The organism is Campylobacter sp. MIT 12-8780 (assembly GCF_006864535.1).
Lineage (GTDB): Bacteria > Campylobacterota > Campylobacteria > Campylobacterales > Campylobacteraceae > Campylobacter_D.
In genome coordinates this window covers 159,997-176,738 of record NZ_QHLL01000002.1, presented here as the reverse complement: position 1 = coordinate 176,738, position 16,742 = coordinate 159,997, and the positions used below count along the sequence as shown (strand labels likewise).

Genomic DNA, 16,742 nt, shown 5'->3' with positions numbered 1-16,742 from the left:
AACTCCACTTTACGCTTTTATAAAACTATAAAAAACGTTGCAAATCACTCCACCGTAACTGATTTGGCTAAATTTCTTGGCATATCCACATCATTGCCTAGACGCACAGAAATTTCAAGAGCTAAAAGCTGAGTGATGAGCATCATCTCAAAAAACTCACACATATAATGTTCTTGCTCTGAAGTTTTGATAAAATCATCACTTAAGTCAAACTCAAGCGGCGAGATACAAAGTAAGGTTGAATCCCTTGCGATGAGTTCTTCAACATTTGACTTTGTTTTATCATAAAGCATATTTTTTGGCATTAAGGCTATGGTGTAAAGCTTGGTATCAGCTAAGGCTATAGGTCCGTGCTTCATCTCTCCACTTGGATAGCCCTCAGCATGCAGATAACTAAGCTCTTTAAGCTTTAAAGCCCCTTCTAAAGCTAAAGGATAAAATACATCGCGTCCTATGTAAAAAAAGCCATGCCCATCTAAGTAACGCTTGCTAAGGCGGTGGATTTTTTCATGAAGCTTACTTTGAACGACAACCACACTTGGAGTGTGTAAAAGTGCTTTTATGTCTTTGCTGATATTAAATTGCTTTTTTTGAGCTATATATAAAACGATGAGCCACAAGGTAAGCACTTGAGAAGCAAAGGCTTTGGTGCTTGCTACGCCTTTTTCTATGCCAGCTCTTGTTAAAATACTTAAATCTGCAAGGCGAACTATGCTTGAATTATCTACATTGCAAATCGCAAAGCTTTTTGCACCTTTTTCTTTAGCGATCTTTAAAGCTTCAAGCGTATCAGCTGTTTCTCCGCTTTGAGAGATGACGATGAAAAGTGAATTTTTCTTGATAATGCCTTCTTTATAGCGAAACTCGCTGGCTATTTCAACCCTAGCTCTGATTTTTGCCACTCTTTCAAACAAATAACTTGCCACCAAAGCCGCATGATAGCTCGTGCCACACGCACACAAAGTGATCTCATCAAAGGCTGTTAAGTCCTCACTTTTAAGCTCATCAAAAACTATGCTTTCACCCTCAACACGTCCCATTAAAACCTCGCTTAAAACACGGCTTTGCTCATAAATTTCTTTTTCCATAAAAAAGCGAAAGCCATCTTTTTGGGCGTAGGATTTATCTTGAGAAAGTTTGCTAAAGTGTAAGTTTTTAAGCGTATTGTTTTCATATACTTCAAGCGAATTTGGGCTAGCTTTGCCATAACTTAAGTCTTCAAGATACACCACCTCATCAACATGTCCTATCAAAGCTGCATCACCTGAAGCAAAATACAGCTCATTTGAGGCATTTTTGCCTATGATTAAAGGTGCAGCATTTTTAGCAAAATATATACAATCTGGACTTTTTTTACTCACCAAAAGTATAGCAAAAGCCCCTTTTAGCTCTTTTATAGTCAGCTTAAAGGCTTCAAAAGGCTCATGTGTGCTTGCATAAAATTCAAACAAAGCCACGATAACTTCAGTATCTGTTTGACTTAAAAAGCTTACGCCCTTGCTTTCAAGCTTATCTTTAAGCTCTTTGTAATTTTCTATAATGCCATTGTGAATAACGCAAGAATATTGCCCTAGATGAGGGTGAGCATTGATCTCTGTTGGCTTACCATGTGTTGCCCAACGCGTGTGTCCTATGGCTACGCCTAAGCCCTCGCTTGTGAAGTTTTTGCATTTATTGCTTAAATTTTCAAGCTTGCCAACAGCTTTGAAAAAGTCAAGTTCATTTTCTTTCATCACTGCTAGCCCAGCACTATCATAGCCTCTATATTCTAGTTCTTTTAAACCGCTGATGATGAGTTCTTTTTTTTCTTTCTTGCCTATGTAGCCTACTATTCCACACATTTTTTACTCGCTTGTTAGGGATTTGATGAGTTTATCTTTGTTTTGCAATAAATTTTCGTTTTTTTCAAAATAAAAACTATTGCGTGTGCGTCCTTTGATCGTTTGAATTTTAGCTGCGCTTAAATTCAAATCAAAACGTTTAAACTCGTGCATTACAAAAGCCATTAAGCCTTGCTGATCTTTGGCATTAAGATTGAGCTTAACATAGCTTTTTGAATACTCTAAATCAAATTTTAGCTCATCTTTTTTAATGCTTGGTTTTTTTAGCTCTATCTTGTTTTTATGCACTAAATTTTGCTCTAAAAGTTGAGTGAGTTTTTGTTTTTGAATATCACTTATGGTATTTGAATACTCAAATTTAAGATAAATTTTTTCATCAAAAAGCTGAAAAAAGCTCATAAAGATAAGGTTTAGACTACTGAGCGCATTTAAAATACTAGCGATATCAAATTGCTTTAAAGCTATCATTTCTAAGATGAGATTTTTTTCGTTGTTAAAGCTAAAACTAAAGTCTTTTTGCTGGGCGATTTTGGCAATTTTTACTATATCTTCAAAGCTATTTTTGATGATGAAAAGGTTTGAAACTATATGTGTGATCTTATCTTGCAAGATACTGCTTTGATCTAAAAATACCTTGCTTCGCTTTAAGGTTTGCTCTTTTTTTACCCTTCTTGCGATCTCATCAAGGTAATTCACATCTTCAAAGCCAGCCAAAGCATTTAAAAGCAGTTTTTCAAGACTTCTAAAATAAAAATCATGCGTGATATGTAAAACTCGTGCATTGATAAGAGTTAAAGCGTGAATCAAACGCAAAGTTTTTTCATTTTCAAGACGACTAATGAGCGTAAAGATAATGGTTTCATTATAAATATCTTCTTTTTCGATGATATCTTTCATGGCATTAAAATTTTTAAACACTCTTAAGCCAAATTCTACCAAATCAGCATTTAAGCTAAGTTTTGCACAATATGATCGATAAATGTTTGCTAAAGAAACTTCATTTTCAGCCTCAATCGCACTCATCACAACACTTAGCTTTAAGATCATTGTTTCATCAGCATTTAAAGCCTTAAAGCATTCAAACTCATCAAAGCTTAGCTCAAGCTCTTTAAGGCAAAGTAAGGCATTTTCATCAAGGCTGTAAGCTCCTTCCTCGCTAAGTAAAAAGCGAAATGAAGCTAAGGGCTTAAGCATTATGCTTAAAAAGGAGCTGTCAAAGAAAAGCTTGAGTAAAGAAAAGCTGTGTTTGCGGTAAAGACTTTGTTTAAAATGCTTAAGAAGCTCTTCAAAATCATCTTTTTGCACCCTTAAACGACGCAAGCTCATCAAAACACTAATGTCAAATTCCAAAGGCTTATCTTCAAGGGAATTTAAAGCGGCTAAAAACTCGCTTGCATTTTGAAACTGCATATGTTCATCAAGATAAATTACGCCTTTTTGATCTTGCTTGAAATGCCCGATTTTGCTTAAATTTTCATTCTTATCAAGCAGGTTTTGAATACATTTTTGTAGATAAAGAGCATAAATTCCACTTGTTTGCATTGAACTCATCGCTTTTTGTAGCAAAGCCTTTTTTGCATCAACGCTTTTTTTATCTTTTTTTTGCATAAGTTTGCTTAAAAAATCAAGCTTTGCAAGCTGAAATTCATCTTCATCTTTTGAATGCTCTATATTTAAAGCAGATTTTAAAGAAAGCAAAAAATCCATAGCCAGCCTTAGCTCGCTTAACTCGTTTTCATCGATAAACTCAAGGGCGTAACTTTGAGGGGAGTTTTTAAACAACAAAAGCAAAGAACGAAGCAAAAGATAATTATCAAGTCCGCCAAAGTCTTTTTTGATATCAAATTCTTGAGCGATAAAAGGCGTTTGAGTGTGGTTGAGTTGGCTTAAAAGTTTGTTTGCTAGCTCGAGTTTGTGATTTTGTAGATAAAACGTGCTTGTTTCTTTTACAGCTTTAAATAAGGCTTTTGAACCGCACAAATACCTTAAATTTAGCAGATCAAGTCCAAGTTTTGCTTTGCTTGCAAGTCCATTTAGCTCGCAAATTTCAGCTTGCATAACAAAGCCAAGATCGTTTAAAGCGGCAATAAAAGCCTTCATAATAGGTTTTAAATGATACGCAGGCACATCTTTATACACAAAAAGTAAGGGCAAGTTCTCATAAGCTGCAAGTTTAAAATCTGCATACTGATGATGTGCTAAGATACACAAAGGCACACTTTCATCATCTGGTAAAAAATCCTCAAAAAAATCCTCAAGTATGATTTTAAAGGTTTTTTTTACAAAATTATCCACTTCTTTAGAATAATACAAGCTAAAAGAGCCCTGTTTTAAAAAAAGCTTGCCATAACTTGCTTTAAAGGCGTTTAAATCATTTTTAAGTTCTTGAAATTTGCTTTGCAAATCTAACCTCTTTTTTTAGTATTTTGATGATAAAACTTTTTGCAGATGGTATCATAGCAAATTTATCTTTGTGTTTTGCTGAGTTGAAAAGCTAAAGGGCTGACAAACTTCACTCGCCCTTTAGCCTTTTAGTGTCTTGCAAGGTAATTGGTGTCAAAGGTATTGTTTAAAAAGTCTGGATTTTCCATCATAGCAGAGTGAAAATCTCGTGTGGTTTTAATGCCAGAAACGATTAATTCATCTAAAGCCACTTTCATCTTTGCAATAGCTCTGTTTCTATCCTCGCCCCAAACCACAAGCTTTCCTATCATAGAATCATAATAAGGAGGCACGCTATAGCCTTGATAGCAATGACTTTCCATTCTTACATTGCGTCCAGCTGGTGGGACATATTTAGTGATTTTGCCCGGACTTGGCACAAAACTTTTTGGATCTTCAGCTGTAATGCGGCATTCTATGCTATGCCCTCTTAGCTTGATAGTTTCTTGAGCTGGTAAAGCGTAACCTTCAGCCACTTTTATCATCTGCTCGATAATATCAACCCCGCTTATCATCTCACTTACGCAGTGTTCAACCTGCAAGCGCGTATTCATCTCGATAAAATAAAAATCTAAATTTTTATCCACCAAAAATTCAAAGGTTCCAGCTCCTTCATAGCCTATAGCCTTAGCTGCTTTTATAGCCGTATCCAAAAGCTTTGCTCTTGTTTTTTCATCAAGTAAAATCGCAGGGCTTTCTTCGATGAGTTTTTGATGACGTCTTTGCATAGAGCAATCTCTTTCGCCTATGTGAATGACATTGCCAAAGCTATCACCTATGACTTGCACTTCTATGTGACGTGGATTTTGAATGTATTTTTCCATATACATAGTGCCATCACCAAAGGCTGTCATGGCTTCACTTTCTGCTGACCAAAAGGCTTTTTCTATATCGGCTTCTCTTTCTACCACGCGCATACCGCGTCCGCCCCCGCCAGCTGCAGCTTTTAAAATGATAGGATAGCCTATTTCTTTAGCTAACTTTTTAGCCGCTTCAACACCTTTTAAAGCCCCATCACTTCCGGGGATCACAGGCACTCCAGCTCTTTGCATCATTTGTTTTGCTTTACTTTTATCAGACATTAAAGCCATAGCTTCTACTGAAGGACCTATGAATTTAATGTTATGCCTAGCACAAATTTCAACAAAATTTTGATTTTCACTTAAAAAACCATAGCCCGGAAAAATAGCGTCAGCTTCAGAAATTTCAGCCGCTGAGATGATATTTGGTATATTTAAATAACTCTCTGTGCTTCTTGCATCACCTATGCAAATGTTTGCATCTGCATATCTTAAATAAAGGGCATCTTTATCAGCTTTTGAATACACGCAAATTGCCTTTTTTCCCATTTCTTTGATAGTTCTTAAGGCTCGCAGAGCTATTTCACCGCGATTTGCGATTAAAACGCTTTTGATTTCCATTAAATTTTCTCCACAACAAATAAAGGCATATCAAACTCAACAGGTTGCCCATCAGCAACTAAAACCTCAACTATCCTACAATCATACTCAGCTTGAATTTCATTCATGATCTTCATCGCCTCGATAATGCCTATAGTATCGCCCTTTTTAACACTTGAGCCAGCTTTGACAAAGCTTGCCGCACCAGGGCTTGGGGCTTGATAGAAAGTGCCTACCATTGGGCTGTTTAGGGTTGGTTGGTTGTGTTTTTTATTTGGGGAAGCTTCATTGACAACATTAACATTTATAGGTTGTGGGGCTACAGTTTGTGGAGGACATACAAGAGCTGGAGCTGGCTCGCAAACCTCTCTTTCAAGCTCGATTTCAAAGCCATCTTGTTCTTTGATCTTAATCTTACTGATATTAGCTTCTGCAAATAAAGCCATTAATTCTTTAATTTCTTCCTTAGTCATAAAATCTCCTAATTTTGTTAAGAACTTAATCCTAAATTATACCCAAAGATTTAAAATTTTGGGATTAAAAATGAGATTTTATTATGAAAGTAATTAAAATTTGATAAATTTCAAGTATAATTTCAAATTAAAAACAAAGGTAAAATATGGGCTTAAAAGCAGATAATTGGATACGAAAAATGGCATTAGAACATAAAATGATAGAGCCATTTTGTGAAGCAAATATAGGCAAAGGCGTGGTGAGTTATGGGCTTTCAAGCTATGGCTATGATATACGCGTGGGTAGGGAGTTTAAAATCTTTACTAATGTCAATTCAACCGTGGTTGATCCAAAAAATTTTCTTGAAGCCAATGTCGTTGATTTTGAAGGCGATGTGTGTATAGTGCCAGCAAATTCCTTTGCATTAGCTAGGACTTTAGAGTATTTTAAAATGCCTGATAATGTTTTAGCTATTTGTCTTGGCAAAAGCACTTATGCAAGGTGTGGCATTATCGTTAATGTTACCCCTTTTGAGCCGGGTTTTGAAGGACATATCACTATAGAAATTTCAAATACCACGCCTTTGCCAGCAAAAATTTATGCCAATGAGGGCATAGCCCAGGTGCTCTTTTTAGAAGGTGATGAGAAATGCGATACCACTTATGCAGATAAAAAAGGCAAGTATCAAAACCAAAAAGGCATAACTTTGCCAAGAATTTTAAAATGAAAAGCTGATTTTGGAACGATTATTGCTAAAATAAAAATTTAAAGACTTAGGATAAATTGAGGAAAAGTAATGTTTAATGACAAAAGCATACTCATCACAGGTGGCACTGGCTCTTTTGGCAAGACTTATACTAAGATTTTACTAAATAAATTTAAGCCTAAAAAAATCATCATTTATTCAAGAGATGAGCTTAAGCAATTTGAAATGGCTCAAACTTATAAGGCTTCTTGTATGCGGTATTTTATAGGCGATGTGCGTGATAAAGATCGCTTGATTAGAGCGATGAATGGGGTGGATTTTGTCATACATGCTGCTGCTTTAAAGCATGTCCCAATAGCTGAATACAATCCTATGGAATGCATAAAAACAAATATAAATGGCGCTCAAAATGTCATCGATGCTTGCCTTGAAAACAAGGTGCGAAAATGCATAGCTCTTAGCACTGATAAGGCTTGCAATCCTGTGAATTTATATGGGGCTACTAAGCTTGCAAGCGATAAGCTCTTTGTCGCAGCAAATAACATAGTAGGCAGCGATCATACTCTTTTTAGCGTAGTAAGATATGGCAATGTCGTTGGCTCAAGGGGTTCAGTAGTGCCATTTTTTAAAAAGCTCATCGCCCAGGGTGCTAAAGAGTTGCCAATTACTGATGAGCATATGACTCGATTTTTCATCAGCCTTGAAGAAGGGGTAAAATTTGTGCTTAAAAACTTTGAAAGAATGCAAGGTGGAGAGATTTTTATCCCTAAAATTCCTTCCATGAAAATCACTGATTTAGCCCTAGCTTTAGCCCCAAATTTAAAACATAAAATCATAGGCATAAGAGCTGGAGAAAAACTGCATGAGATCATGATAGCTAGTGATGATAGCCATTTAACTTATGAGTTTAAAGATCATTTTGTCATCGCTCCTAGCATTAAATTTGCTAATACCAATATCGATTTTTCTTGCAATGCTCTTAATGAAAAGGGCAAAAAAGTAAAGCCAAATTTTTCTTATAGTTCAGATAATAATCCTTCTTGGGCAAGCAGAGAAGAGATTTTAAGCATTATTAATAAGGGTTTTGAATGTTAAGCTATTCTCATCAAAATATCGATGAAAGCGATATAAAGGCTGTAAGTGAGGCTTTAAAAAATGAGTTTTTAACCGGGGGCAAGATAGTAGAAGAATTTGAACAAGCCTTGTGTGAGTATGTAGGCGTAAAATATGCTTGCGTTTTAAACTCAGCTACTTCAGCCTTGCACCTTGCTTTTTTAAGCTTAAATGTTAAGGATAAAACTATCTTAAGCACGCCTATGAGCTTTATCGCTACAGCTAATGCAGCTTTAATGGCAGGAGCTAAGGTCGAGTTTATCGATATAAAAAATGATGGCAATATAGACGAAAAAAAGCTTGAAACAAGGCTTAAGGCAAGTGCTCAAAACATAGGGGCTATTTGCGTGGTTGATTTTGCTGGCAATAGCGTTGAAATGGATACAATTTTAAGCCTAGCAAGCAAGTATAAAATCCCTGTGCTTGATGATGCAAGCCATGCCTTAGGAGGCGAGTTTAAAGGCATAAAGATAGGCTCTCATGCAAGGCTTAGCATTTTTTCCTTTCATCCTGTTAAGCCTATCACTACCTTTGAAGGTGGAGCTGTAGTAAGCAATGATGAGGCTTTGATTAAAGAAATCAAGCTTTTAAGAAGTCATGGCATTTTTAAAAAAAGGCTTTGGGATAGTGATAGCTTAAGTTTGGGCTATAATTACCGCTTAAGTGATGTAGCTTGTGCTTTGGGGCTTAATCAGCTTAAAAAGCTTGATATTAACTTAGAAAAAAGAGAAAAAATCGCTAGCTTTTATGATAAAGAATTTGAAAAAAATCCCTATTTTAGCACCATTAAGATAAAAGAATACAAAAAAAGCTCAAGGCATTTATATCCTATCTTACTTTATCCAGAGCTTCATTGTCAAAAAGAGGAATTATTTGAAGGCTTGATTAAAGAAAATATCGGCGTGCAGGTGCATTACAAGCCAAGTTATCAATTTAGCTTTTATAAGAACTTAATGGGTGAAATAAGACTTGAAAACACAGAGCATTTTTATAAAAGCGAGCTTAGCATTCCTTGTCATCAAGAAATGAGCCTAGATCAAGCAAAATTTGTTAAAGACAAGCTTTTTGCACTTTGTGAAAGTCTCAAAAAGGCTTGTGTATGCTAAATTTAAACGCAAATTTAGGCAAGCAAATGCACGCTCTAGCTTCAAGGCTTTTTCCGCTTTTTAGAAGCATTACTGGCGAGGGCTTTAGACAAAGTCTTGGAATTTTAAATGAAAACTTAAACAATGCCTTAAACATTCACAGCATTAAAAGTGGCACTCAAGTATTTGACTGGCTTGTGCCTCCTGAATATAGCGTTAAAGAAGCCTTCATCATCACTCCTGAGGGCAAAAAAATTTGTGATTTTAAGCAAAATAATCTTCATCTTTTAAATTTCTCCACCTCCATTGATAAAGAACTTAGCTTAGATGAGCTTAATGAGCATTTATATTCGCTTGAGTATTTACCTGAAGCTATCCCTTATGTAACGAGTTATTATAAAAAGCGTTGGGGTTTTTGTATAGCACATAATGAACGTTTAAAGCTAAAAAGTGGTAAATACAAGGTCTTTATAGACGCAAAGCATGATGAAAATGGGGTTTTAAACTATGCTGATTTACTCATACCTTCTAGCACAAAAAGCAAAGATGAAGTGCTTATTTCAAGCTATTTATGCCATCCTTCTATGGCAAATAATGAACTTAGCGGTCCTATTGTAGCTTGCTTTTTAGCCAAGCACTTGCAAAATTACGCTCATGGGGGGGGGCATTTAAAATATAATTATCGTTTTGTTTTTGTGCCTGAAACCATAGGTTCTATAGTCTATCTAAGCAAACATCTTAAACACTTACAAAAACGAGTAAAAGCTGGCTTTGTGCTTTCTTGCATGGGCGATGATGAGGCTTATTCGCTCATTCACAGCCCAAATGCCAACACTTTAGCTGATAAAATAGCCTTACACACATTTAAAAATAAAGAAAATTTTAAAGAATTTAGCTTCTTAGACAGGGGAAGCGATGAGAGGCAATACTGCTCCCCAAATGTCAATTTACCAGTAGTTGGGCTATGTAGGACAAGGTATGGGGACTTTAAAGAATACCACACTAGCTTAGATAATCTTAACTTCATCAGTGCTAAGGGTTTATTTAACTCCCTTGAGACTATGATCCAGCTTATTTGCAACCTAGAAATCAATGCTGTATATAAAAGTGAGTGTTTTTGCGAGCCAAATTTAGGCAAAAGAGGACTTTATCCAACCTTAAGCTTACTCAATTCCCCTCCTCTTATTGCAAACTTTCTTGCTTTTTGCAACGCACAAAATGACTGCATAGATATAGCTGATAAACTTGGCATAAAAGCTTATGAACTTAGAGAATGTATAGAAAAGTTATTAAAACACAAACTCATTAAAAAGGTAAACTCATGATAAGACATATTGATGATTTTTTACAAAAAAGTGTGCAATTATACCCTGAAAAAACGGCCTTTGTTGAGGGCGATTTAAGTATAAATTATAAGGATTTTAATACCCTTAGCCAAAAGCTTGCTAGTGAAATTTTAAGTCATTTAAAACACAGTTTTACTCAAGAAAGTGTGCTTATCTTACTGCCAAAGGGCATAGCTTGTTTAATAAGCTTTTTTGGGGTAGCAAAAAGTGGACATTTTTATACCCTACTTGATGAAAAAAGTCCAAAAGAAAGGCTTGAAAAGATCAAAACAGTATTAAAGCCTAAGCTTTTAATCACAAGCAAAGCGTATGATTTTGAGTTTTTGGGAATAAAAACCTTGTATTGTGAAGATTTTTCTAACTTTAAAATCAATGAAAATGCCCTTATAAAAGCTAAAGAAAAGCATATTGACACAAATTTATTATATGTATTTTTTACAAGTGGAAGCACAGGCTTACCAAAGGGTGTAAGCATTGCTCATAAAAGCGTGATTGATTATACTTTTTGGGTGTGTGAGACTTTCAAACTTGATGAACATGAAATTTTAGCTAATCAAGCCCCTTTTTATTTTGATAATTCTATCTTAGATATATTTTCAAGCATAAAAGCTGGAGCTTGTGTGCACATACTTGAAAATTCACTTTTTGCCTTTCCTGCTAAGGTTTTAAGCTATCTTGAACAACATCATATCAGCATGATTTTTTGGGTGCCTTCGGTTTTGATTTATTTTGCTAATACTCAGGCTTTAGATGAACTAAAGCTAAGCAAGCTTAAAAAGGTATTATTTTGTGGAGAAATCATGCCAAATAAGGCTTTAAATTATTGGAGAAAGCATTTGCCTAAGGCAGAATATGCAAATTTATATGGACCTACTGAAATTACTGATGTGTGTTGCTTTTATAAGGTAAATAGAAACTTTAAAGATGAGGATATTTTGCCTATAGGTAAGGCTTGTCATAATACCCAGCTTCTAGTCTTTGATGAAAACTTAAAGCTTGTCGATGAAGAGCAAGTTGGTGTTAAGGGCGAGCTTTTTGTGCGTGGAACTAGCCTTGCTTTGGGCTATTATAACGATAAAGACAAAACAAGTCTTGCCTTTATACAAAACCCCTTACATAATGCTTATTTAGACTTAGTGTATAAAACAGGCGATATTGTCGCTTATAATGAATTTGGCGAGCTTTTATGCTATGGACGCAAGGATAATCAAATCAAAATCAAAGGACACAGAGTAGAACTTGGCGAGATAGAAAGCATTATAAATGCTCATAAGGACATTAAAAACTGCGCTTGTATTTATAAAGATGAACGCATTATTTGCTTTTATGAAAGCGAGCTTAAAGAGCTTGATTTTAAAGGCTTTTTAAAGGATAAATTACCATCTTATATGCTGCCAAGTAAATTTATGGCCTTAAAACATTTCAAACTCAATCAAAATGGCAAAATAGATAAAAAGGCTTTATATGAACTCGTTTGAAAACTTTTTAAAAGCCTATGAAAAGGGCTTTAAGCTTCAAAACTATTATGAGGGTATGCAAAGCCTAAAAGAAAAGCTTTTAAGCTCTAAACTCACATTAAAGCAAATTGAGCATAATTTCTTTTTTTATGAAAAGAACTCAAAACTTTTGCATTTTTTTATAAGCCATACTCACAAGGATTTTAAGCTTAAAAATAGCATAATCAAACTCATTTATAAAAGACAAAAAGAGCTTTTAAATTTTAAGGATTTTTTAGAATACAATCATTTTCAAGGCTTTGAAAGCTTTGTGCAAATGAGGCTTAAGAATGAGAATTTAAAGCCTATAAATTTTGACTTTGTCGAATTTGCAAGGCTTGAGGATTTACATGATTTAAAGGATTTTTTTACAAGCTATTTTGATGAGCAGTTTTTATTTGTTTATGATGAGGCTGATTTGCAAGCAAAGATAAGAAAAAAAGAAATACTTTGCGTAAAAGAACTAGGCAAAATTAAAGCTGCACTAAGTTTTAGCGTTCAGCTAGGGTGTGCAAATCTTGACTTTATAGCCTCAAGCATAAAGCAAGAACATAAAAATGCAGGCTATGCCCTACTCAATCATTTTTTCATACTCAATCAAAAGGCTTATTTTTTCAAACTCTTTGTCAATGAAAACAATGAAAAAGCCATAAATTTTTATCAAAGAGCTGGCTTTGTTCAAGATATGGTGAAATTAGAATTTTATAGGAATTTTAATTGATATAAACACATTTTAAATGAAAGGAAAAACATGAATACTCAAGAACTTAAAGAGCTTTTCAAAGCCATAGAAAGAGAGGATATAAAAGAAAGCGATACAGAGCTTTTAAGCTCAGGTAAAATCGACTCTTTAGACATTATGGCTTTAGTTGCTGCTATAGAAAAGCATTTTCATCAAGCCTTAAAGGCTGAGTTTATTAAGGCTGAAAATTTTGAAAGTTTTAAGAGCATACAAGCTATGATTAAAGAGGCTTTTGGCAAATGAGGGCTTTATTTAAGGCAAAAAATAAGCTTTTTTATGATGAGGATTTTAAAACTTGCTTAGAAAAACTTGGAGTTCAAAAAGATGACATTCTTTGTGTGCATACTCAGCTTTTTAATTTTGGCGAGTTTGTAGGCAAAAAAGAGGACTTTTTAAATGCTCTTATAAGCTCTTTTGAGGAGCTTTTAGGTAAAAATGGCACCCTCATCATGCCAACTTTTTCTTATAGTTTTTGTAAAAATCAACCCTTTGATATACAAAAAACACCTAGCACCATGGGCATTTTAACTGAACATTTTAGAAAAATGCCTGGTGTGAAAAGAAGCCTTGATCCAATCTTTTCTTTTGCCATTAAAGGTAAAGATGAAAAAGACTTTTTAAAGCCTTGCAAAAGCTGTTTTGATAAGGATTCAGTATATGGGATTTTGCTTAAAAAAGCTGGTAAGATACTCTTGCTTGGCACCAAAGAGCTTGGTTTTACTTTTACGCATTTTGTTGAAGAACAAGTTGGGGTGAAGTATCGCTATTTTAAGGAATTTAAAGGACAAATCATAGATGAAAACTCACATGCTTATGAAGCAAGTATAAAGTATTTTGTAAGAGCCTTAGATAAAAACTCAAATTTAAGCGTGCAAAAACAAGTGAGTTTACTTAAAAAAGATGATAATTTTAAAAGTCTAGACTTTGCCAACTCAAGCCTTACTCTAATTGCTGCTCAAAAATACTTTCAAAGTGTTTTTAAAGCCTTAAAACAAGATGAAAATGCCCTACTTGAGGATACACAATGAAAACAAACTTACACACTATAAAAGCTGGCGTTTTAGTGCTTGGAGAATGTGAAAAAAGCTTAGATGAAGAATTAGCCCATCTAAGCCAAAGCAAAAGAGAGTTTTTCAAAGCACAAATGGGTATAAACAAGCATTTTATAGCAGACAAACAAAGCTTTGCAAGTGATTTAAGTATAAAGGCTATTGATGAGCTTTTAAAACTCACAAATTTTGATAAAAATGAGCTTGATTTACTCATCTTTGCTAGTCATACGCCTGATTTTTACGCTCCTGCTACAAGCTCACTTATCCATAAAGAGCTACAATTAAACTCAAAAACCACCTGCCTTGATCTTACAAATTATTGCACAGCCTTTTTACAAGGACTGCTCACAGCTTTTTTACATCTTGAAAATAAAGAATATAAAAACATAATCTTAGTTTGTGCAAGTGTAAAAAGCAAAAAAATAGATCCAAAAGATAGCTTTACTTATGCTACGCTAAGTGATAGTGCCAGTGCTTTTTTACTGAGCAAAAGCAATAAAAAAGATGAAACTTGCTTTTTTATGCAAGAACTATTTAGTGAGTTTGCACTTGAGGAAACATTTTCAAGTTCTTCATATAAACAAGGACAAAGCGAATTTATCAAGGTGAATAATGATTTATTTTTCTCCTTAGTGCAAGAAAAATTTCCCAAACTCTTAGAGACTTTTTTAAACAAAAATAAAGCCTTGCAATATGAGTATTTTTTCTTTCATTATGCTAATGATTTTTTTAGAAAAAAATTACTTCAAAACTTAAAACTAGATGAAAAACTATGCTTTTCTCAGTCTTTAGAACAATTTGGCAATCTTGATGCCAATAATTTAAGTGCAAATTTAATACTTTTTAACCAAACAAAACTCAAAGATGGGGGGGGGGGGGAAAGCAAATTTTGCTAGCAAGTTATGGAACAGGAATGCATTTTATGCTAGCTAGTTTAAGGCTTAAAGCTTTTAAAAGCAAGATCATCAAAGCAAAATAAACTTAGTTTCTACAAAGAAAAATATTTGAGTTTATTTTTTAAAGCTTTTCATATCAAAAATAAAGTATAATGCTTTTTAAAATTTTAAGGAAAAGTCTTTGAAAAGCATTTGCATTATACCAGCTCGTGGGGGCAGTAAGAGGATCGCTTATAAAAATATCATCGATTTTCATGGCAAGCCCCTCATTGCTTATAGTATAGATCATGCTTTAAATTCTGGTATCTTTGATGAAGTGATAGTCTCAAGCGATGATGAAAAAATCATCAATGTGGCTTTAAGCTGTGGTGCAAACGTGCCTTTTGTGAGAAAAAAAGAACTAAGTGATGATTATAGCTCAAGCACAGCTGTAATTAAAGATGCTATCTTAGAACTTGAAAAACTTGGTAAAAGCTTTGACAATGTATGCTGTTTGTATGCAACCACGCCTTTATTAAATGCTGAAATTTTAAAACAAGCTTATGAAAAATTCCTTGACAATCAAAGCGAGTTTTTATTTGCAGCTTGTGAGTTTGACTATCCTATACAAAGGGCATTTAAGCTTGATGAGAGTCAAAGGGTAAGTATGTTTGATGAAAGCTTTTATTTTTCACGTTCTCAAGACTTGCAAAAAGCTTATCATGATGCTGGGGCTTTTTATTTTGGTAAGAAAAAAGCTTGGCTTGAAAAAGACTTTTTGTTTAAGCCTTATTCAAGCGTGTTTTTGTTACCAAAAAATTTAGTGTGCGATATCGATACGCATAAGGATTTAGAATTTGCAAAAATACTTTATATGATGAAAGAAAAGAAATGAAAGTACTTTTTCGTGCTGATAGCTCTTCTAAGATAGGACACGGGCATATTAGAAGGGATTTGCTTTTAGCTTCAAAGCAGTATTATGAAGACGAGGTAAGCTTTGCTTGTCTTGAACTTGAAGGCAATATCATAGAAAGCATTCCTTATGAGGTGTTTTTGCTTGATAGTAGCGCTATTAGCGAGCTGATCGATCTTATACTTGATGAAGGTTTTGAGCTTTTAATCATCGATCATTATCAAATAAATGCAAAAGATGAAAAACTGATCAAAGAAGCTACTGGAGTTGAAATTCTAAGCTTTGATGATGAGTTAAAGCCTCATTATTGTGATATCTTACTTAATGTCAATCCTTACGCAAAAGCCGAACTTTACAAAAATCTTGTGCCAAGTTTTTGCGAGCTAAGATGTGGCTTTGCGTATGCTTTAATACGAGATGAATTCTACGAAGAAGCCAAAATCACAAGAAAAAAAATCCATGATATCTTTATCTGCTTAGGTGGCACAGATAGTGCAAACTTAAGTGCCAAAATCGCTCTTGATCTGCCCTCAAGCCTTAACATTATCATCGCTACAAGCTCACAAAACAAAAACCTCAAAGCCCTTACTCAAATTTGTGAAAATCACAAAAACATCACTTTAGCTGTGGATTTAAAAGATTTTGCAAAAACGATGAATGAAAGCAAAAAGCTTATCATTCAAGCAAGTAGCTTAGTCAATGAAGCCTTGATCTTAAAAGCTAAATTTAAAGCTATTTGCACGCATAAAAATCAAGAAAAGATCGCCTTTTGGCTCAAAGATAATGGCAAGGAAGTTGAGTTTTATGATAAAGCTGGCGAGCGTTATGCTTAAAGACTTTACTAAGCTTGATCAAAAAGAGCTTGAAATGGTATTACAATGGAGAAATGATATAAGAATAAAACATTTTTTTCTCCAAAAAAATATAAGCTTAAAAGAGCATTTAAACTTCATTGAAAAACTCAAAAACGATAAGACTAAAAAATACTTCTTAGTCTTTGAGAACTCAAAAGCCATAGGTGTGATTGATTTTGTAAAAATCAATGAAAAAGCTTGTGAATTTGGCTTATACCAAAACCCAAATTTAAAAGGATATGGCAAAGTTTTAATGAAATTTGTGCTAGAATACGCCTTTGACACCTTAAAGGTGCAAAACCTTAAAGCAAGAGCTTTTAAAGACAATGAAAGGGCGATAAATTTGTATTTAAGTTTTAATTTTAGCATAGAAAAAAGCGATGAAAAGATGATGTATCTTAGCCTTAATGGGGGGGGGCATTAA

At 34.4% G+C, this 16,742-nt stretch carries 16 protein-coding genes; 12 read left to right on the top strand and 4 right to left on the bottom strand.

Going from position 1 to position 16,742, the window contains the following annotated elements; all coding sequences use genetic code 11:
* Positions 1-44: 44 nt before the first annotated feature.
* From glmS to accB, 4 genes are all read right to left on the bottom strand, one after another.
* Complete coding sequence (gene glmS / locus DMB95_RS02320) at positions 45-1,841, bottom strand: glutamine--fructose-6-phosphate transaminase (isomerizing) (protein ID WP_142930754.1); 1,797 nt, start codon at positions 1,839-1,841, stop codon at positions 45-47.
* A 3-nt stretch (positions 1,842-1,844) separates the two neighbouring features.
* Entirely contained in the window at positions 1,845-3,899 is a 2,055-nt protein-coding gene (locus tag DMB95_RS02315; protein WP_238386858.1) for a nucleotidyltransferase, read from the bottom strand.
* 473 nt (positions 3,900-4,372) lie between these two features.
* The gene (locus tag DMB95_RS02310; RefSeq protein WP_142930752.1) at positions 4,373-5,704 is read right to left on the bottom strand and encodes an acetyl-CoA carboxylase biotin carboxylase subunit; all 1,332 of its coding nucleotides are present in this window, start codon (positions 5,702-5,704) and stop codon (positions 4,373-4,375) included.
* The gene (accB, locus tag DMB95_RS02305; RefSeq protein ID WP_137632118.1) at positions 5,704-6,156 is read right to left on the bottom strand and encodes an acetyl-CoA carboxylase biotin carboxyl carrier protein; all 453 of its coding nucleotides are present in this window, start codon (positions 6,154-6,156) and stop codon (positions 5,704-5,706) included. The genes DMB95_RS02310 and accB overlap by 1 nt, the downstream gene beginning before the upstream one ends.
* Before the next feature lie 146 nt (positions 6,157-6,302).
* Here accB and dcd point away from each other — a divergent pair, with 146 nt between their 5' ends.
* From dcd to pseH, 12 genes are all read left to right on the top strand, one after another.
* Positions 6,303-6,863, top strand: coding sequence for a dCTP deaminase (dcd, locus tag DMB95_RS02300; protein ID WP_142930751.1), 561 nt, complete (start codon positions 6,303-6,305; stop codon positions 6,861-6,863).
* Positions 6,864-6,932: 69 nt separating this feature from the next.
* Positions 6,933-7,937 carry a UDP-N-acetylglucosamine 4,6-dehydratase (inverting) gene (gene pseB, locus DMB95_RS02295; RefSeq protein ID WP_142930750.1) on the top strand — a complete coding sequence of 335 codons (1,005 nt, stop codon included), beginning with the start codon at positions 6,933-6,935 and terminating at the stop codon, positions 7,935-7,937.
* On the top strand, positions 7,931-9,061 hold the full coding sequence (pseC, locus tag DMB95_RS02290; RefSeq protein ID WP_142930749.1) for a UDP-4-amino-4,6-dideoxy-N-acetyl-beta-L-altrosamine transaminase: 1,131 nt from the start codon (positions 7,931-7,933) through the stop codon (positions 9,059-9,061). Before pseB ends, pseC begins: the two co-directional genes overlap by 7 nt.
* On the top strand, positions 9,055-10,365 hold the full coding sequence (locus DMB95_RS02285; protein ID WP_142930748.1) for a DUF4910 domain-containing protein: 1,311 nt from the start codon (positions 9,055-9,057) through the stop codon (positions 10,363-10,365). The genes pseC and DMB95_RS02285 overlap by 7 nt, the downstream gene beginning before the upstream one ends.
* Positions 10,362-11,864 (top strand): amino acid adenylation domain-containing protein, encoded by a 1,503-nt coding sequence (locus tag DMB95_RS02280; protein WP_142930747.1) that lies wholly within the window; start codon positions 10,362-10,364, stop codon positions 11,862-11,864. Before DMB95_RS02285 ends, DMB95_RS02280 begins: the two co-directional genes overlap by 4 nt.
* Positions 11,851-12,603, top strand: a complete 753-nt coding sequence (locus tag DMB95_RS02275) for a GNAT family N-acetyltransferase (protein WP_142930746.1) — start codon at positions 11,851-11,853, stop codon at positions 12,601-12,603. Before DMB95_RS02280 ends, DMB95_RS02275 begins: the two co-directional genes overlap by 14 nt.
* Positions 12,604-12,633: 30 nt before the next feature.
* Complete coding sequence (locus DMB95_RS02270) at positions 12,634-12,867, top strand: acyl carrier protein (RefSeq protein ID WP_137632111.1); 234 nt, start codon at positions 12,634-12,636, stop codon at positions 12,865-12,867.
* Positions 12,864-13,652, top strand: a complete 789-nt coding sequence (locus DMB95_RS02265) for an AAC(3) family N-acetyltransferase (protein WP_137632110.1) — start codon at positions 12,864-12,866, stop codon at positions 13,650-13,652. The genes DMB95_RS02270 and DMB95_RS02265 overlap by 4 nt, the downstream gene beginning before the upstream one ends.
* Positions 13,649-14,572 carry a 3-oxoacyl-ACP synthase gene (locus DMB95_RS02260; RefSeq protein ID WP_142930745.1) on the top strand — a complete coding sequence of 308 codons (924 nt, stop codon included), beginning with the start codon at positions 13,649-13,651 and terminating at the stop codon, positions 14,570-14,572. Before DMB95_RS02265 ends, DMB95_RS02260 begins: the two co-directional genes overlap by 4 nt.
* 181 nt (positions 14,573-14,753) lie before the next feature.
* The gene (gene pseF / locus DMB95_RS02255; protein ID WP_142930744.1) at positions 14,754-15,446 is read left to right on the top strand and encodes a pseudaminic acid cytidylyltransferase; all 693 of its coding nucleotides are present in this window, start codon (positions 14,754-14,756) and stop codon (positions 15,444-15,446) included.
* Positions 15,443-16,297, top strand: a complete 855-nt coding sequence (gene pseG, locus DMB95_RS02250; RefSeq protein ID WP_137632107.1) for a UDP-2,4-diacetamido-2,4,6-trideoxy-beta-L-altropyranose hydrolase — start codon at positions 15,443-15,445, stop codon at positions 16,295-16,297. Before pseF ends, pseG begins: the two co-directional genes overlap by 4 nt.
* The gene (gene pseH, locus DMB95_RS02245) at positions 16,269-16,742 is read left to right on the top strand and encodes a UDP-4-amino-4,6-dideoxy-N-acetyl-beta-L-altrosamine N-acetyltransferase (RefSeq protein WP_142930743.1); all 474 of its coding nucleotides are present in this window, start codon (positions 16,269-16,271) and stop codon (positions 16,740-16,742) included. The genes pseG and pseH overlap by 29 nt, the downstream gene beginning before the upstream one ends.